The organism is Acidilutibacter cellobiosedens (assembly GCF_004103715.1).
GTDB lineage: Bacteria > Bacillota > Clostridia > Tissierellales > Acidilutibacteraceae > Acidilutibacter > Acidilutibacter cellobiosedens.
The window spans coordinates 3103827-3121596 of record NZ_CP035282.1 but is presented as its reverse complement, the minus strand read 5'-3'; the positions used below and the strand labels follow the sequence as shown (position 1 = coordinate 3121596).

General features: G+C 31.9%; 18 protein-coding genes and 1 riboswitch. Of the genes, 14 read left to right on the top strand and 4 right to left on the bottom strand.

The genetic code is table 11. The features are described from left to right. Positions 1-16 precede the first annotated feature (16 nt). Positions 17-199: riboswitch (cobalamin riboswitch) on the bottom strand. A gap of 118 nt (positions 200-317) precedes the next feature. Next, positions 318-692, bottom strand: coding sequence for a class II SORL domain-containing protein (locus EQM13_RS15035; protein ID WP_071141130.1), 375 nt, complete (start codon positions 690-692; stop codon positions 318-320). Between the two features lie 162 nt (positions 693-854). Between EQM13_RS15035 and EQM13_RS15030 the strand changes: the two genes are divergently transcribed. Then, positions 855-1994, top strand: a complete 1140-nt coding sequence (locus tag EQM13_RS15030; RefSeq protein ID WP_128753100.1) for a THUMP domain-containing class I SAM-dependent RNA methyltransferase — start codon at positions 855-857, stop codon at positions 1992-1994. A gap of 19 nt (positions 1995-2013) precedes the next feature. Then, entirely contained in the window at positions 2014-2547 is a 534-nt protein-coding gene (locus EQM13_RS15025) for a cob(I)yrinic acid a,c-diamide adenosyltransferase (protein ID WP_071141138.1), read from the top strand. Here EQM13_RS15025 and EQM13_RS15020 read toward each other — a convergent pair. Further along, entirely contained in the window at positions 2537-3847 is a 1311-nt protein-coding gene (locus tag EQM13_RS15020) for a methyl-accepting chemotaxis protein (protein ID WP_071141128.1), read from the bottom strand. The two genes, EQM13_RS15025 and EQM13_RS15020, sit on opposite strands and share 11 nt — an antisense overlap. 309 nt (positions 3848-4156) lie before the next feature. On the opposite strand from EQM13_RS15020, the gene EQM13_RS15015 reads away from it, so the two are divergent. The 4 genes from EQM13_RS15015 (at position 4157) to EQM13_RS15000 (ending at position 7770) form a co-directional block, all read left to right on the top strand. Continuing rightward, on the top strand, positions 4157-4966 hold the full coding sequence (locus tag EQM13_RS15015; RefSeq protein ID WP_071141127.1) for a hypothetical protein: 810 nt from the start codon (positions 4157-4159) through the stop codon (positions 4964-4966). Positions 4967-5025: 59 nt separating this feature from the next. After that, a complete protein-coding gene (locus EQM13_RS15010) occupies positions 5026-5256 on the top strand; it encodes a hypothetical protein (RefSeq protein WP_071141126.1) in 231 nt (76 codons plus the stop codon). A gap of 81 nt (positions 5257-5337) precedes the next feature. After that, positions 5338-6462, top strand: a complete 1125-nt coding sequence (locus EQM13_RS15005) for a SpoIIE family protein phosphatase (protein ID WP_128753099.1) — start codon at positions 5338-5340, stop codon at positions 6460-6462. A 21-nt stretch (positions 6463-6483) separates the two neighbouring features. Continuing rightward, entirely contained in the window at positions 6484-7770 is a 1287-nt protein-coding gene (locus EQM13_RS15000) for a glucose-6-phosphate isomerase (RefSeq protein ID WP_128753098.1), read from the top strand. A 13-nt stretch (positions 7771-7783) separates the two neighbouring features. On the opposite strand, the gene EQM13_RS14995 is transcribed toward EQM13_RS15000, so the two are convergent. Beyond that, positions 7784-8416: a nitroreductase family protein gene (locus tag EQM13_RS14995; protein WP_071141123.1), complete on the bottom strand. Its 633-nt coding sequence runs from the start codon at positions 8414-8416 to the stop codon at positions 7784-7786. A 396-nt stretch (positions 8417-8812) separates the two neighbouring features. Between EQM13_RS14995 and EQM13_RS14990 the strand changes: the two genes are divergently transcribed. The 3 genes from EQM13_RS14990 to EQM13_RS14980 all read left to right on the top strand — a co-directional run bounded on the left by EQM13_RS14990 (position 8813) and on the right by EQM13_RS14980 (position 11802). Continuing rightward, on the top strand, positions 8813-9592 hold the full coding sequence (locus EQM13_RS14990) for a short-chain-enoyl-CoA hydratase (protein ID WP_071141122.1): 780 nt from the start codon (positions 8813-8815) through the stop codon (positions 9590-9592). 17 nt (positions 9593-9609) lie between these two features. Beyond that, positions 9610-10464 (top strand): 3-hydroxybutyryl-CoA dehydrogenase, encoded by an 855-nt coding sequence (locus EQM13_RS14985; RefSeq protein ID WP_071141121.1) that lies wholly within the window; start codon positions 9610-9612, stop codon positions 10462-10464. 318 nt (positions 10465-10782) lie between these two features. Continuing rightward, positions 10783-11802 carry an LCP family protein gene (locus EQM13_RS14980; RefSeq protein WP_071141120.1) on the top strand — a complete coding sequence of 340 codons (1020 nt, stop codon included), beginning with the start codon at positions 10783-10785 and terminating at the stop codon, positions 11800-11802. Between the two features lie 25 nt (positions 11803-11827). On the opposite strand, the gene murC is transcribed toward EQM13_RS14980, so the two are convergent. After that, positions 11828-13228 (bottom strand): UDP-N-acetylmuramate--L-alanine ligase, encoded by a 1401-nt coding sequence (gene murC, locus EQM13_RS14975; protein ID WP_071141119.1) that lies wholly within the window; start codon positions 13226-13228, stop codon positions 11828-11830. A gap of 224 nt (positions 13229-13452) precedes the next feature. Between murC and purR the strand changes: the two genes are divergently transcribed. The 5 genes from purR to pth all read left to right on the top strand — a co-directional run bounded on the left by purR (position 13453) and on the right by pth (position 17739). Further along, positions 13453-14289 (top strand): pur operon repressor, encoded by an 837-nt coding sequence (purR, locus tag EQM13_RS14970; protein WP_071141118.1) that lies wholly within the window; start codon positions 13453-13455, stop codon positions 14287-14289. Between the two features lie 94 nt (positions 14290-14383). After that, positions 14384-14647 (top strand): septation regulator SpoVG, encoded by a 264-nt coding sequence (gene spoVG, locus EQM13_RS14965; RefSeq protein WP_071141117.1) that lies wholly within the window; start codon positions 14384-14386, stop codon positions 14645-14647. A 137-nt stretch (positions 14648-14784) separates the two neighbouring features. Further along, a complete protein-coding gene (gene glmU, locus EQM13_RS14960) occupies positions 14785-16173 on the top strand; it encodes a bifunctional UDP-N-acetylglucosamine diphosphorylase/glucosamine-1-phosphate N-acetyltransferase GlmU (RefSeq protein ID WP_128753097.1) in 1389 nt (462 codons plus the stop codon). Positions 16174-16190: 17 nt separating this feature from the next. Then, positions 16191-17138: a ribose-phosphate diphosphokinase gene (locus tag EQM13_RS14955; protein WP_071141115.1), complete on the top strand. Its 948-nt coding sequence runs from the start codon at positions 16191-16193 to the stop codon at positions 17136-17138. Positions 17139-17154: 16 nt separating this feature from the next. Continuing rightward, positions 17155-17739, top strand: a complete 585-nt coding sequence (gene pth / locus EQM13_RS14950; RefSeq protein ID WP_083381981.1) for an aminoacyl-tRNA hydrolase — start codon at positions 17155-17157, stop codon at positions 17737-17739. Positions 17740-17770 lie beyond the last annotated feature (31 nt).

Here is a 17770-nt window from a genome sequence, read left to right as displayed (position 1 = left end):
TATCTACCGTAGAGTTTTTAGTGCATTAGCAAAGGCAGGTATCCTGACTTAGGTTCATAGAATTTTAAGCCTTCCCAATTTCTCAGTGGCATATTTTAAAATTCTCACCTTCACAGTGGCGGGACCGTACAAGACTTTTACTTGTTTCCCTTTTAAACAAAGAAATATAAATCTTTGTACCTTTACCTAAATATTAAATTTAACTACAATTAAAATATATAATATAAATAACTTTTAGTCAAGGATACCAGAACAAGGAGATAGATTATTATAAAAAAAGATGAAGCTTCTTTTTAACAGCCTCATCTTTTACCTCACTATTCTACGGAAATTTCTATGCTATTTTCCCATAGACCGTGAATATTACAATAGCTTAACGCATGAATTGTACCGGATTTATCAATTTTTGTAGTCAGAGAAACGGAAGGCTCATTGTATATTTCGCTTTCTCCGTGAGCACTGAATTCAGAATTTCCGATTTCTATTGGGAATTTTGCATCTTTAGGCTGAAAGAATATTTTTATCCAACAAATGTGATGTTCCAAAGTATTCGGGTGAGGTATTTTTTCTCCTACTATTGCTTTTATTTCAAATGCTTCTCCTTTTTTAACTTTTTCAGGGGCATGAATTACAGGCACATGTTTTTCACCCTTCCAATCTCCGCTTTGAATTGTTTCTCCTATATTTTTCATATATTAAAGACCCTCCCTATTGTTTTTTGTTTTCTATATTCGTCATATAGAATTTAACCTATAACATTATATACCCAAGGATTTTAAAAAGTACTCATTTAAAAAGTATTTAATTTAGTTTTGGTGTATAATATTAAGGTAATTAATTATTGGGAGGATAAAATGGGACAAATAGAACTTATTGCGACCTCGACTTTTGGTTTGGAATCATTAGTTAAAAGGGAGCTTTTAAAATTAGGATATACGGATTTAAAAGTTGAAAATGGAAAGGTAACATTTAAAGGTGAAGAAAAAGATATTGCAAAGACAAATATCTGGCTTAGAACTGCCGATAGGGTATTCTTAAAAATGGGGGAATTTAAGGCTTTAACCTTTGATGAATTGTTCGAAAAAACTAAAGCACTTCCTTGGGAAGAATGGATAGATGAAGACGGGGAGTTTACCGTAAACGGAAAATCCGTGGATTCTAAGCTATTCAGCATTTCAGATTGCCAAGCCATAGTTAAAAAAGCAGTTGTAGAAAAATTAAAAACAAAATATAAAACTGAATGGTTTAAAGAAACAGGAGCTAAATTTACAATATTGGTTTCGATTTTAAAAGATGTGGCAACTCTATCCATTGATACTTCAGGGGAAGCCCTTCATATGAGAGGATACAGAAAAATGCATGTCAATGCACCTGTAAAGGAAACAATTGCTGCGGCTATGATTCAACTAAGTTATTGGAGTCCGGAGAGAATACTTATTGATCCATTTTGCGGTTCCGGCACTATTCCCATTGAAGCTGCTATGATAGGGAAAAATATCGCTCCGGGAATACAGAGAAGTTTTGCGGCAGAAGATTGGCAAAAAATAAAAGAAGAATATTGGAAAGAAGAAAAGATTTTTGCAAGGAAATCTATTATACAGGAGAGAGAACTGAAAATTTTTGGGTATGATATTGATAAAGAAGCTGTTAAAATTGCAAGAGAGAATACGTATGAGATGGGAGTGGACGACTGTATTACCTATGAAACAAAGGATGCATTGCAACTAAGCTCCAAGAAAAAATACGGAGTTATCATATCAAATCCTCCCTATGGAGAGAGAATGGGAGAGAAAGAAAAAGTAGAGGATTTATACAGAAAAATGGGTGAAGTTTTCAGTTTTTTGGATACATGGTCTCTTTATTTTCTTACATCTAACGAGGAGTTTGAAAAAATATACGGAAGGAGAGCTGATAGGAGAAGAAAATTATTTAATGGAAAAATTAAAGTGAATTATTATCAGTTTTATGGTCCAAGACCAAAAAAGAGAAATTAAAATGAAGGAGGAATTATTTGTGAAGATATACACGAAAACCGGGGATAAAGGGCAGACAAGTCTTTTTGACAATAAGAGAGTATCAAAAGATGATATAAGAGTTGAAAGTTATGGCACTGTAGATGAGCTGGTATCATTTTTGGGTCTTGCTAAAAATTATATAAAAGACGATAAGGATACATATGAATTAATAAATCATATTCAGAATAAACTTTTTATTGTTGCAGCCAATCTTGCCACAGAAGATCAAACAAAGGTTCCTCATAGAATAAAAGATGAGGATATAGACTATCTTGAAAAAAATATAGATAAGTATATGGCAAAGGTAAAAAAGCCCACAGGTTTTGTATTACCTGGGGCCGGACAAGCATCTTCATATTTTCATGTATCAAGAACAGTTGCCAGAAGAGCCGAAAGAAGAACAATTTCTCTTCAAAAAAATGCTGAAATAGATTCAAATGTTGTGAAATATTTAAACAGATTATCTGATTTACTCTATTCCATAGCAAGATATTTTGAAGAAGAAGAAATAAAAGTAGATTTTATACATTAAATTTTTCTACCATTTTATTTAGTTTATCTGCAATTTCCGATAAGCTTTCAATGGAAGAGGTGATTTCCTCCATGGCTGCAAGATTTTTATCTATTGCTTCCGAACTGGTTTGAGATGCTGCAGTAGTTTCTTCTGATATAGCGGATATTTCCGTAGCTCTTTCAAGGATATATTCGCTATTATTTCTTACCTCTTTAGAAGCTTCCGCAATTTCGACTATTGAAAGATTGATCTTATCGAATTTTTCCACCAATTCTTCAAAAGAAGCTTTAGTTAAATCAGCGACTTCTACACTTTCATTAACTATTCCGCTTACCTTTTCAATGCTGTCTACAGCACTTTTACTGCTTCCTGTAACGGAATTTGTAATTTTGGATATCTCATCTGAATATGTATGGGTTTCGTCGGCAAGTTTTCTTATTTCATCTGCCACTACAGCAAATCCCTTTCCTGATTCTCCTGCTCTTGCTGCTTCAATTGCCGCATTTAATGCAAGAAGATTCGTTTGTTCTGCTATTTGGTTTATGATTACTACTATATTTTCAATGTTTTTAATTTGTTCATTAAGATTTTCGATTATTCCTGAAGTATTTTTGGTAGAAGAATCAATTAAACTTACCTTATCGATTATCTTTTCCATATCTTTGCTACCTTTTTCTGCTGATTTGGCCATGGAAGCTGAAAGGTCCGTAGCCAATTGAGTATTTTTTTCTGTATTTTGTGAAAGAGTAGTAAGATTGGATATGGCTTCGCTTAATTCAGTAATATTTTTTGATGTATCTTCTGAACCGGAGGCTATATCGTTAACACTGGAAGCGATTTGTTCCACTGCCTGAGTAGTATCTTCGACAATATCAGACAGATCTTTGGCGTTTTTAGATAATACCTCAGAATTCTGTGTTATTCCTGTAATCATATTTTTTATATTTGAATTAGCCTTGCTTAATGAATCCGTGATTCCACTGAATTTATTTTTACCGTTGAATAAACTTATTTCGTTTAAGTTGCCTCTAGAGATTTCTTCAATAACCGGTTCGATAGCTTTGAAGAACTTTACAAGCCAACGGCTAATTGAGAAATAGGTTATTAATAAGAAAATAATTATGTTTACAAATGAAAAAATTAACATTATAAAATTAGGACTAACATTCATATGTTCTGCTAATAAGACGTATAATCCATTTGATATTAAGGTACTTATAAGTAAGTTAATTACTAAATGTGTTATAAGTCCTATTTTAATTTTAGATAGATTGTTATCTTTATTTTTTGTGTTTTCCTTTGTAGTTTTGCTTTCCATAATAAACCCCCCTTAAATATAATAATTTTACAATACAATATCTATTGTACATTAAATCGACAAAAAATGAAATAATATAAAGCAATAATTGCTAATAAAAAAATTATAATTAGATTTATGATATAATTAAATAGTAAGTGAGGTTTTTAAATTTATAGGTTGAAATTGTATACAAGACATGATAATATATAAAAAAGACTTCTATAGAAGCATTAATAAATCAGAGAAGCCTTTTTGAAACTTATTTCAAATTATATTGAGAAAAATGGAACTTTCCTATAGGCTATAAAATTAAGGAAGGGTGAGAGAATGAATAATAAGATTAAAAATATAGTGGGTATACTGATTTTGGCAATAGTAATAGTTGTTTTTTATATTTTTCAATCCTCCAATAATATTAATAGTAATACTTTTATTACTTCGGGACTTCTTTTAAGCAAAGATGAGGAGGGTGATAGTCATTCAATTATCCTTCAAATATTGGGAGAAGATAAAGAAAGTGAGTTAAAAGAAATTACGATCTATGTAAAAAATAAAAAGCTATGGGATGGTTTGAAGAAGGATAAATATTATTATATGACTTATTCTCAAGATGATTCAAAGAATAAGACTTTAATTAAAGCTCAATTAAATGAATCTCTGAGAGAAACGATATATGATAAAGCATTGAAAGAGGAAAATGAAAAGACTGAACAGGAAGAAAAATTAGAATATGTACATCTTTCCGGAGACAAACTTGATACTTCCGATTTGACTCTCTTAGACAGTAAAAAAGTTGATCTGGATAGAGACGGAGAAGATGAAAGTATAGAGATGTATACTACAGCTCAAAGGTATGATAATGGAGAAATAGCATGGGATGATGGTCAGAAATGGTTTCTCATTATAAAAGATGAAGATGGAGAATTTGTTTTATTTGATGATTATATACAATTGGGAGCATTGGAATTTTGGGTGTTTACATCTAAAGATGATTATCATATAGCTACCCTTCAGACGGGCTCTGCTACATTTAAGTTGTCTGATTTTAAATATGACAATAAAGAAAAGGGATTTGTAAAAAAGGATATATTTAATCCCGATTATTTAAATGTAATCTATAATTCTTCTATAAAGTAAGGTGAATTAAAGCATTCATTTCAATTGAGGTGAATGCTTTTTTAAAAGGAGATAGTTTAATGGGAAAAATAAAAAAGATTTTGATTCTTAACAATGAAGTTGAAGCCATGTTACTGGATGAAATATTGTCAGAAAAAAATATTCCTCATGTTTTAAGGAGTTATCATGATCAGGTTTATGATGGCATATTTCAGAATCAATTAGGATGGGGTTCTATAGATGCAGATGAGATATATAGGGAAGAGATAATCAATATTTATCATGATATTTTACAGAACACTCAAGATTAATATTAAATTGTTTTGTATTTTATTGTATAGTGTGTTATTATGAAGGCGAGCAAAAAAATTTCTAAAATATGGGTGATAGCTATGTTGGAAAAGAACAAAGTTAGTTATTTTGAAGACCAAATAAAAAATTTCAATATGCTTAATTATCACGTTCTTGAGGGAATGGCGGACTGGGTCAGAGTTATAGACAGAAATGGGACAATTATATATGCAAATAAGACCATGAAAGGTGCTCTGGGAACAGAAATTGTAGGGAAAAAATGTTATGAAGCTCTTGGTAAAATTAGGCCCTGTAGTTTTTGCATTACTGAAAGAAGTATCGCAACAGGGGAAATTATACAAAAAGAAGAAAATGTCGGAGATCGTATTTTTTCTGTTAAGAGTTCACCTGTATCAGATTCCGATGGTAACATATATGCCGCGGTGGAAGTGTTTAGGGATGTCACAAGAGAAAGAAAATTAGAGAAGGAGTTGAGGGAAAAGACTAAAAAACTCAACAAAGATATTACATTTGCAAAGATTCTTCAAGAAAAAATTCTTCCCAGAAAGGGCTCCTATAATAATATTAAAATCAACTATTTATACAAGCCATGTGAAATGCTCAGCGGAGATATGTTTGATGTTTTTTATATAGACAAGGACAATATAGGCATATATATAAGTGATGTGGCTGGCCACGGGATTACCGCGTCAATGATGACCATGTTTATAAGACAGACCATGAGAGCAATAAAAGATGATATACTCAGTCCTTCTAAAACCTTAACGGAACTTCATAAAAGATTTATAGATTTAAACTTAGATGATGAAAAATATCTTACAATATTCTATGGCATCTTTAATTGTTCTACCGATACATTTAAATACGCAAATGGCGGACATAATTGTATTCCCATATTATTTGATGATAATAATGTGGAATTGCTGAAGATGAAAGGATATCCAATTTCTTACTTATTTGATGAAATACATTATAATGAGAATATGGTTCAACTGAAAAATGGAGATAGAATACTTTTTTATACAGATGGAATATTAGAAGTAAGAAATAAAAATAAAGAAGAATTCGGAGAGAAAAGAATAATAGAAGCAGTTAAAGAGGCTCCCGAAAGCCCTATAAAAAACATAGAAAACAAAGCTAATTCGTATATGTATGGAGATCAAAAAGATGATTTTGCATTGGTGTTAATGAAGGTAGAAAAGTGATCATTAATAGGAGGATATATTATGAAAGATATTATTTTAGATTATGCCAATGGATTTGTTTCTGATGAGGAAATATTAAGATTAGAACCTCAGTTGAAAACAGTTCATCGTATATTATATGAAGGCAAGGATCAAAATGTAGGATGGTTGAATTATCCTAACGAGTATGACAGAAAAGAATTTGAGATGATTAAGGAGTCAGCGGAAAAGGTGAGAAGCAATTCGGAAGCCTTTATAGTTATCGGAATAGGGGGATCATATTTAGGCTCAAGAGCAGTGGTAGAGAGTATAAGCCATTCCTTTTATGATAATATGGTAGTAAAGAAAAATAATATTGAGATATATTTTGTAGGCAATAACATTAGTGGCACTTATTTAAAGGAATTAATGGATGTATTGGAAGGAAAAGATATATCTATCAACGTTATATCCAAGTCAGGAACTACTTTAGAACCGGCTATTGCTTTCAGAATATTTAAGGAATATATGGAAAGAAAATACGGAAGGAAGAATTCTAAGGAGAGAATATATATAACTACGGACAAAGAAAAAGGTGTTCTTAGCCAAATAGCTGAGGAGGAAGGGTATAACAGATTTACTATTCCTAACGATATCGGAGGCAGATATTCGGTATTTACTCCTGTAGGAATTTTTCCTATAGCGGTAGCCGGAATAGATATTGATAAGTTAATGGAAGGAGCTCAATCAGGAGTAATGGAATATTCCTCGGATATAATAAAAGAAAATATTTCCTATATATATGGAGCTATCAGAAATATTTTATATAGGAAGGGAAAAGAAATAGAGATATTGGTTTCTTATGAACCAAGGCTGTTTTATCTTCAAGAGTGGTGGAAACAATTATTTGGAGAAAGCGAAGGAAAAGACGGAAGAGGTATATATCCTTCTTCTTTGAGCCTGACAACTGATCTACATTCAATGGGCCAATTGGTTCAGGATGGGAGAAGAAATATGTTTGAAACTGTTTTGAATGTAATTAGCCCGAGAGAGGATATAGTTATCCGGAAGGATGAGAAAGACTTAGATAACTTAAACTTTTTGGCTGGGAAAAGTATGGATTTTGTAAATAAAAAAGCTTTTGAAGGAACTCTTAAGGCCCATGTAGACGGCGGAGTACCAAATTTAATCATTAATATGCCCAAAATTGACGAGTATTTTTTAGGAAAACTTATGTATTTTTTTCAAAAATCCTGTGCGGTAAGCGGATACCTTTTAGGAGTTAATCCTTTTGACCAGCCCGGCGTTGAAAAATATAAAAAGAATATGTTTGAATTGTTGAGAAAATAGACTAATCAATTGATTAGTCTATTATTGTTAATATTTCTTCTATTGGTTTTCTTGTAGAACTTATTATTTCATTTTCTGAAGGAACTCCTAAAGGAGCCATACATACCAAGCTATAGCCGTCTTTATGAAACCCAATATATTCTTCTATTTCCTTTTTAGCCAACATAGGTCCTGTCATCCAACATCCTCCATATCCCAGATTAGCTGCTGCAAGAAGTAAATTTTCCATAGCTGCACCTATATTTTGAATTCTGGGCTCTACATTTATGTATTCCTCAATTTCTTCTTTTGCCACTTTAGCATTTTTAAGGATTTTTTTCCTGTTGTCAGGGTAAGGGCCGGCATATACAAATACTGTTATCGGCGCATCTTTAAAGAATATATGATTATCTATAGACGATATAAATTTATTTTTTTCGATTCCGTCTTTAATGTATTGCGATAATTTTAATTCTTTATTTTTAACTATATCTGCTATTTCATTTAGTTTATTTCTATTTTTAATCACAATGAAATGCCAATTTTGAGAATTCTTGCCTGAAGGAGCCAAAGTTGCGGCTTTAATTATCTCAATTAAATCTTTATCGGGAATATTTTCATCTTTGAACTTTCTTATACTATGTCTTCTTATAATAAAATCCAGCATTGAACCACCCCTTTAGTATTAATTATTAGATGTATTACCCAAAAAAATTTTTTTAACGCTACATTATAAAATAAAGTTTGTGTTGCTATAAATTGATAATTTTTTGATAAAAAATTGCCAAATTTAGTAAATAAAATAATTACAATTTTTATAATTAATGCTAAATCAATTTATAATTTTAATTATAATATAAACTTCAAGGTAATTTCCGCAAGAATAGTAATATAGTTATAAAAAAGGGTAATGGGGAAACATAATATATAATAATATTTTATGAATTTGAATATAAATTAACAATTTAATTTGAGTTTTTTATCAGAATAATATTGATTTATTATTTGTTATTTGATAAAATATAAACAAACAGAATGTTTATATTGTGTTGGGGGGGATTATATGAATTTTAATAATTTATTATTTAAAAAATCGGATAATATTGGGATATTGTCTATTAATAGGCCGAAAGCTCTGAATGCTTTGAACACAGAGTTATTAAAAGAATTGGATAGAGCCATAGATTTAATTGAAGAAGATAATGAAGTACATATTATTATTATAACAGGTGAGGGAAGAGCTTTTGTGGCAGGAGCAGATATTGCCGAAATGAAGGACATGGATACGGCAAGAGCCAGAGAATTTGCCAAAACTGGATCCAAAGTATTTAGAAAAATAGAATTGCTGGAAAAGCCTGTTATCGCGGCAGTAAATGGGTTTGCTTTAGGAGGAGGCTGTGAGTTATCTATGTCTTGTGATATAAGGATTGCTTCCGATAAAGCTAAATTTGGGCAGCCTGAAGTAGGATTGGGAATTATACCGGGATTTTCTGGGACTCAAAGACTTGCAAGATTAGTAGGGTTAGGAAAAGCTAAAGAGATTATATACACGGCAAATATGATTAATGCTCAGGAAGCATATGAAATCGGATTGGTAAATAAAGTCGTTCCTCTTGAATCATTAATGGATGAAGTTATTTCCTTGGCAAAAAAAATTGATTCCAATGGACAGATAGCAGTCAGATTAGCAAAAACTTCCATCAACAGAGGAATAGAAACGGATATTGAAACTGGAATAGCTATAGAAAAAGACCTATTTGGGATTTGTTTTTCTACAGAAGATCAAAAAGAAGGAATGGAAGCGTTTTTAGAAAAACGTAAGCCAAACTATAAATTAAGATAAATTTTGGAGGTGTTTTTATGAAAAGAGTAGGAGTTTTAGGAAGAGGTACTATGGCTTCCGGAATTATTCAAGTATTAGCTGAAAATGATTATGATGTGATGGTGTGGGTAAGAAATATTGATACCAACTCACCAAGAGGAAGTTTAAAAATAGTTGATAAAAATTTGAATAGGAAAGTTCAAAAAGGAAAATTATCAGAAGAAGATAAAAATAAAATATTGGGGAAAATAGATATTATAACGAAGTATGAAGATTTAAAGGATTGCGATCTTGTAATCGAAGCACTCTCTGAAGATATGTCTCTTAAAAAAGATACTTTTAAGGTACTCGATGAAGTATGTAAGAAAGAAGCAATACTTGCTACAAACACTTCATCTTTGTCTATAACCGACATTGCAAGTGCTACAAAAAGACCTGATAAAGTTATAGGAATGCATTTCTTTAATCCTGTACCGGTTATGAAACTTGTTGAAGTAATAAAAGGAATTTCAACCTCGTCAGCAACAAGAGATGAAGTATTTGAATTCGCAGGAAAGCTTGGGAAAACTCCCGTAGAAGTAGAAGAAGCCCCGGGATTTGTTGTTAATAGGATACTTATTCCTATGATAAATGAAGCCATAGGAATATTGGCCGACGGAGTTGCCAGTGCCGAAGATATAGATGAAGCTATGAAACTCGGTGCAAATCATCCTATAGGACCTTTGGCATTAGGAGATTTAATAGGATTGGATGTTTGTTTGGCGATCATGGATGTGCTGTATAATGAGTTTGAAGACAGCAAGTACAGGGCTCATCCTCTTTTGAGAAAGATGGTAAGAGGTGGATTGTTGGGAAGAAAAACCGGTAAAGGTTTCTTTGACTACACAAAATAATTAATATAAACAATAAATGCAAAAAATTCCTCAGCTTTTAAAGCTAAGGAATTTTTTGCATTTATACAAATAAAAAGGTTTGATTAAAACAATTGAACTGAGTGCAGACTATTATTATAAAAAAGGCTTTAATAAAAATATTAATAAATTTAGGAAACCTTTTTGAAACCCATTACAAAAAACCTAAATTAATAAAAATGGAATTTTCCTATGGGTTATAAAAAATTTGCTTTTTCCATGTAAAGTTAAGTTTAAATGGGTCTTTCATATAAGTTTTTTATGTTGGGTGAGGTAAATTATTGGGATAGGGTGACATATATGAAAGATTTTTTAAAAATTTTTTTTCTTTCTCTGAGTTGTTTTTTGTTGGCGTTTCTTTTTGGATCATATGTTAGTATTCAGGAAAAGGGGATTAATACAAAAATTGGAGAGAAAAATATTATTGATCGTAAGCAAGATGAAAATGATAATAAAAAAAACCGGGAAGCAGAAAATGAAAATGAAGAAAATGTTCAGAAAGAGAATATCAACTCTTTAGAAATAGGAGTTAAAAACAGTGATAGAATAAATATAATATTATTGGGGATGGAGGATGTAAGATCAGATACTATAGTATTTATTTCAATTGATCCGGAACAAAATAATGTGGACTTAATTTCTATACCGAGAGATACTTATCTTCATAGAAAAGGATATGATAAAGCGGAGGAAAGAAAAATCAATTGCGTATATGGACAGCACGGTACTGACGGAGTTAAAAAGGCAGTGGAATACGTTCTTGCCGGAATACCGGTCGATTATTATATAATGGTTGATTATGCCGGAGTGGAAAAGATAGTAGATTCTGTAGGTGGCGTAGAAGTAACAGTTCCATTTCCGATGAAGTATAAGGACCCGACTGCAGAGCCACCTCTAAACATAAATATATCACAAGGAAAACAAATTTTAGATGGGAAAAAGGCGATTCAATTTTTAAGATACAGAAAGGGAAACGGAGGAAAATCAGGCTATAAAAATGGAGATATAGGCAGAATAAAAGCTCAACAAGAATTTATGAAATCATTTATAAATAAATCCTTAAGTTATAAACTTCCATTTGTAATCAAAGCATGTTTTGATTATGTAAAAACTGATATTCCTTTAAAGGAAGCTGTTACAATAGGCAAAATCGTTTTTAAAATGAAAACGGAAGATTTTACTTTTAATACCTTGGCTGGAACGGGAGATTATAAAGAAGTAAACGGTAAAACTCTTTCATATTTTATTCAAGATGAAGAAGCTACAAAAGAAATGTTGGAAAAAATATATGGTGTAACAAAAGAAGCTTTTAGTAAATAAAAGCTTCTTTTGTTACACAAAATTTTTAAATTGCTTTTTTCCTGTTTTCCTCTAATAGCATATCCCCTATTTGATATATGTTTCCTGCTCCCATTGTCACTATTAAATCTTCCGGAACTGCATTTTCAAGAAGATAATTTTTAATTGATTCGAAAGAACTCATATAAATAGCATCGACTCCTTTTTTTTGCAATAAAGCCACAAGATCTTTTGCGTGAATGATTCCCGTATCCTTTTCTCTTGCAGCATATATATCTGTTATTATAATTTTATCAGCATCATAGAAAGATTCAGAGAACTCATTTAAAAGAAGCTTTGTTCTTGAATATGTATGAGGTTGAAATATACACCATAAGTTTTTAGGTTTAGTTCTTTTTAATGCAGCTAAAGATGCTTTAATCTCTGTAGGATGATGAGCATAGTCATCTACAATTTTAATATTATTAGAATACCCCTTTGTTTCCAACCTTCTATGGGTTCCTCTGTATTCTTTAATGGAATGAATTATATCTTCCATAGGTACATTGCAGATGGAAGCAGCGGCGATACTTGCTAAAGCATTGTATATATTGTGTACTCCCATAACGTTTAATTCCACAGTATAATGTTTTTTACCTTTAACATTTAAGATAAACTTAGGATATCCGTCCTGAGCATAGGAAATATTTTCGGCAACATAATCACTCTGGTTATTAATACCGAAGGTTATTATATTACAATGAGAAGTATTTATTACCTTTTTTGAATGTTTGTCATCTAAGTTTATAATTAAATAGCCGTCTTTTTTGATATTTGCCGCATATTCCGAAAATGTGTTTACGATATGATCAATATTTCTGAAATAATCCAAATGATCTTCTTCCATATTTAATATAATTGCCATGGTGGGTCGATATTTAAGAATATTTCCCTTATATTCACAGGCTTCAGTAAGCAAAAGATCTTTACCGCCCATCAAAACATTTCCTCCGATATCATCTAACTCACCACCTAAAAGTATGGTGGGATCTAAAGTAGAATTTTTAAATATGGTGGACAGCATGCTGGTAGTAGTAGTCTTTCCGTGAGTTCCCGAAACGGCAATGGAATGTTTATAGTTTTTCATAATCATTCCTAAAAAGTTACCTCTGTCTATAGTTGGTATAGCTCTTTTTTTTGATTCTAAAAGTTCTGGATTATCCTTTGATATGGCATCCGTATATATCACCAAATTGGCATTGTTGATATTTTCAGCCCTGTGTCCGAGAAAGATATCTGCTCCCTGAGTTTTTAACTTATTAAGTATTAAAGAATTTTTCATATCAGAACCCGAAACTTTATAACCTTCCATAAGAAGAATTTCGGCTAATCCGCTCATGCTTATGCCTCCGATTCCTATAAAATGTACATGATTGAATCTGTGTTCTTTTATATCAAAAGAAAACATAAATCTACCTCCTAATACAATGTTTTTTTCATTATATATCTATTATTACCAAAGAACGTATTATTATCATTCTATTCAAAAATTTTTCCTTTGCAACTCATATCATTGATAGATTATATCATATTTTTAAAAATATAAAAAGGAATACTATTTAATGTGTTGAATTTTTGTATGAAAAAGGATAAAATTAATTAAATACAAAAGTTTAAAATTAAGGTGATTATATGAAAAAATTAAAGAGAAACGAAAGAGTTGCAGGAATAATGTACATATTGACTACTAAACCTAATTATGTATTTTCTTATAGATATTTTTGTGAACTATTTGATGTAAAAAAATCAAGTATCAGCGGAGACATATCAATAATAAAAGAATTGGTAGAGAAGATTGAGATAGGAACAATCGAAACTATTACCGGTTCAGGTGGAGGAGTCAAATTTGCACCGAAAGTTCAGAAGGAGAAGACCAAGTATTTTTTGGAACAGTTATGTAAGGATTTGTCCGAACCTAACAGAATTATTTCCGGTGGATTTATATATATGCTGGATATTTTGTATTCACCTCATATTGTGAAAGAGCTGGGGATTATATTTGCCAATGAATTTATGGATAAGGGAATTGATTATGTGGTGACTATAGAAACTAAAGGTATACCTATAGCATTGATGACGGCCGAGATACTGAATGTTCCATTGGTTATAATCAGAAAAAATATTAAAGTGACTGAAGGTTCCACAGTTAACATAAATTATATATCCGGTTCTACCAAAATAATCCAGACAATGTCTCTTTCCAGAAAAGCTTTAAGGGAAATGTCAAAAGTTTTAATCATTGATGATTTTATGAAAGGGGGAGGTACGGTTAGGGGAATATATGAGATGATGGAGGAATTTAATGTAGAAGTAGCGGGTACTGGAGTTCTGATTTCGACCATGAGTCCTGAAAAGAAACTTGTAAATAATTATACTTCATTGATGATTTTGAAGGATGTAGATGAGGAGAACAGGAAGATTGATTTAATTTCCAATTTTGAATATTTAAATCATATTAAGAAAAATTAATATTATTTAAAAAAGAAGAAGGATTTTTGCAAAATTTAGAGAATATAAAAAATATTTAATAAACATTGCATCTCCGGGAAGGTGGTGAAAGGTATTGAAGGTAACTGACGTAAGGGTTAGAAAAGTTGCTGATGAAGGTAAGATGAAGGCCATAGTTTCCGTTACATTTGATAATGAATTTGTTGTTCATGATATAAAAATAATCGAAGGACAAAATGGATTATTTATTGCGATGCCCAGCAGAAAAATGGCCGATGGGGAGTTCAGAGATATAGCACATCCGATTAATCCGGAAACCAGAGCAAAGATTCAAGAAGCTATATTTGAAGAGTATGAGAAAAGTATATCAGAGGAGTAGTTAAAGGACCAAAAGTGGTCCTTTTTACTTTTCCAAAATTTACAATAGCAAAGAAATAAAAAATAAGTATGGACTTATAATTGAAATTGTATAAAATATTATTGAGTGGGAAAATACGAAAGGTAGAGGTGTGTATAATGATAATCTCAATAATACTTGCGGCAGGCGAAGGAAAAAGGATGAAATCTAAGATACCAAAGGTACTTCACAAAATGTGCGGGAAGCCCTTATTATCATATGTAATTAAGGCTTCGGAGGCTGCAGGAATTAATAAAAATGTTATAATTATAAGTAATGGAAGCAAGGACTTAGTAGAAAGTGTTAAAGATGAGACGGTAATATTTAAAGAGCAACCTGTGGGGGAAAACGTACCATATGGGACAGGGTTTGCAGTGATGCAAGGAAAGGACTATATAAAAGATGATGATTATGTTGTCATATTATACGGAGATACTCCTCTAATCAAAGGGGACACCTTAAAGGATTTGGTTAAATATCATATTGAAAAAGAAAATCAAGGAACGGTTCTTACGGCATTTTTCGAAAATCCTACAGGATATGGAAGAATATTATATGATGAAAAAGGTGAGCTGTTAAAGATAGTAGAGGAAAAAGATGCAGATGAAGAAGAGAAAAAAATTAAAGAAATAAATTCGGGAATGTATTGTTTCAATGGAAAGGCCTTAAGGGAGAGTTTAGATAAAATCCATAGAGATAATGCTCAAGGTGAATACTATATTACTGATGTAATAGAGATCCTTAAAAGAGAAAATTTGAGAGTGGGAGTTTATAGAGCTCAGGATAATACGGAGATATTTGGAGTTAATTCTAAGGTGCAATTGGCACAGGCAGATATGATAATGAGAAAAAGAGTAAATGAAAAATTAATGGAGCAGGGAGTAATAATAATAAATCCAGGCAATACTTACATAGAAAGTGGGGTTAAAATTGGAGAAGATACAATGATTTATCCGGGAACATTTCTTGAAGGGAATACCGAAATCGGTGAAAATTGTATAATTGGTCATGATTCCAGAATAGTGGACAGCAAGATAGAAGACGAAGTTGAAATTCAAAGTTCTACTATTATAGAAAGTACTGTTGGTAATAATTCTACAATTGGGCCCTATGCTTACTTAAGACCTAATAGTCATATAGGCAAAAATGTGAAGATAGGAGATTTTGTGGAAGTGAAGAATTCCACAATAGGAGATTATTCTAAAGCCAGCCATTTATCATATATAGGCGATGCAACAGTGGGCAAAAAAGTAAATGTGGGATGTGGAGTAGTATTTGTGAATTATAACGGGAAAATAAAGCAGAGAACTTTAGTAGGGGACAATGCTTTTATAGGAAGTAATTCTAATTTAGTAGCTCCTGTTAAAGTCGAGAAGTGGGGATATATTGCGGCAGGGTCAACTATTACCGATGCTGTGAATGAGTATGATTTATCTATAGCAAGAGCAAGACAGGTTAATAAAAAGGATTGGGTTATTAAAAAAGGATTTGTAAAAGATAATAAATAATTGGGGGGAAAATTAAAATGAACTTAAGTGGAAAGGAAATGAAGATTTTTTCCGGAAATGCAAACAAAGAACTGGCGGAAAAGATTTGTGCGGAATTGGAGGTTCCGTTGTCTGATTGTGAAGTGGGAAGATTTAGCGATGGTGAGATTTCGGTTAGCATTAACGAAACAGTAAGAGGCTATGACGTATTTTTAATACAACCTACTTGTCCTCCCGTAAATGATAATTTGATGGAAGCTTTGATTTTGCTCGATGGTTTCAAAAGGGCTTCTGCAGGAAGAATAAATGCGGTTATACCTTATTACGGATATGCAAGACAGGATAGAAAGACTAAAGCAAGAGAGCCAATAACAGCAAAATTAATCGCGGATATTTTAACAAAGGCCGGAGCAGATCGAATATTGACTATGGATCTTCATGCCGGGCAAATTCAAGGATATTTTGATATTCCCGTAGATCATCTTGTTGGGGTACCGATACTTGCCGATTATTTTAAAAATATAGTGACAAGAGAAACTGTCGTTGTTTCTCCAGATTTGGGAGGAGTTACGAGAGCAAGAAACTTCGCCAATCTTTTGGATCTGCCTATAGCTATAATAGAAAAGAGGAGACCTAAAGCTAATGTGTCAGAAGTAATGAACGTTATAGGAGATATTGAAGGAAAAGACGTAATAATAATAGATGATATAATAGATACAGCAGGTACTATTTCAAAAGCAGCTAAAGTACTTAAAAATTTTGGGGCTTTGAAGATATATGCCTGTGGCACTCATCCTATTCTTTCCGGTCCTGCCGTAGAAAGAATTGCTGAATCTGAAATAGAAAAATTTGTCATTACAGATACCGTACCTCTTACGCCTGAGAAAAAAATAGATAAAATTGAGGTAGTGTCGGTTGCGTCCTTATTTGCGAAGGCGATAAGACGGATATATACAAATGAATCTGTAAGTGAGCTTTTTAAGTAGTTAGGAGCTGGTCTATTTGTATGCGATAATAGGTCTCGGCAATCCCGGAAGAGAATATATGAATACAAGACATAATATAGGATTTGATACTGTAGAACTTATATCATCTAAATATAATATAAAATTAAATAAAGGAAAATTTAAATCCATATATGGTGAAGGAAATATTGATGATAAAAAAATTTTATTGGTTAAACCTCAAACATATATGAATAATAGTGGCATGGCAGTATTGGATTTGTACAACTTCTACAAGATGCCTATAGAAAATATAATAGTAATAGTAGACGATGTGGATATAGATTTTGGAGCAGTAAGAGTTAGGGCAAAAGGAAGCGGAGGAACTCATAATGGGCTGAAGTCCATAGTTTACCAGCTTCAAAGAGATGATTTTCCAAGAATAAAAGTAGGGATAGGGAAAGCTAAGGAAGACATGGATTTGGCAGACTTTGTATTAAGCAGGTTTTCACAAGAAGACAGGACAATTATTGAAGAAGCTATAAAAAAGGCTGCACGAGCAGCAGAGTTGATTGTTAAATATGATGTGAATAAAGCAATGAATGAAATTAATATGAAAAAAGATATAAAAGCTCAGGATTAAACCTGGGCTTAGGACTTTTGCAAGGAGTTGA

Bases quoted from the DNA above. Each gene is read 5' to 3' on its own strand.
- EQM13_RS14955 (WP_071141115.1), top strand. From the start codon at position 16,191: ATGAACTTAAGTGGAAAGGAAATGAAGATTTTTTCCGGAAATGCAAAC.
- murC (WP_071141119.1), bottom strand. From the start codon at position 13,228: ATGTTTTCTTTTGATATAAAAGAACACAGATTCAATCATGTACATTTT.
- EQM13_RS15005 (WP_128753099.1), top strand. From the start codon at position 5,338: ATGTTGGAAAAGAACAAAGTTAGTTATTTTGAAGACCAAATAAAAAAT.
- glmU (WP_128753097.1), top strand. From the start codon at position 14,785: ATGATAATCTCAATAATACTTGCGGCAGGCGAAGGAAAAAGGATGAAA.
- purR (WP_071141118.1), top strand. From the start codon at position 13,453: ATGAAAAAATTAAAGAGAAACGAAAGAGTTGCAGGAATAATGTACATA.
- EQM13_RS15015 (WP_071141127.1), top strand. From the start codon at position 4,157: ATGAATAATAAGATTAAAAATATAGTGGGTATACTGATTTTGGCAATA.
- EQM13_RS14990 (WP_071141122.1), top strand. From the start codon at position 8,813: ATGAATTTTAATAATTTATTATTTAAAAAATCGGATAATATTGGGATA.
- EQM13_RS15000 (WP_128753098.1), top strand. From the start codon at position 6,484: ATGAAAGATATTATTTTAGATTATGCCAATGGATTTGTTTCTGATGAG.
- EQM13_RS15010 (WP_071141126.1), top strand. From the start codon at position 5,026: ATGGGAAAAATAAAAAAGATTTTGATTCTTAACAATGAAGTTGAAGCC.
- EQM13_RS14980 (WP_071141120.1), top strand. From the start codon at position 10,783: ATGAAAGATTTTTTAAAAATTTTTTTTCTTTCTCTGAGTTGTTTTTTG.
- EQM13_RS14995 (WP_071141123.1), bottom strand. From the start codon at position 8,416: ATGCTGGATTTTATTATAAGAAGACATAGTATAAGAAAGTTCAAAGAT.
- EQM13_RS15030 (WP_128753100.1), top strand. From the start codon at position 855: ATGGGACAAATAGAACTTATTGCGACCTCGACTTTTGGTTTGGAATCA.
- EQM13_RS15020 (WP_071141128.1), bottom strand. From the start codon at position 3,847: ATGGAAAGCAAAACTACAAAGGAAAACACAAAAAATAAAGATAACAAT.
- EQM13_RS15035 (WP_071141130.1), bottom strand. From the start codon at position 692: ATGAAAAATATAGGAGAAACAATTCAAAGCGGAGATTGGAAGGGTGAA.
- EQM13_RS14985 (WP_071141121.1), top strand. From the start codon at position 9,610: ATGAAAAGAGTAGGAGTTTTAGGAAGAGGTACTATGGCTTCCGGAATT.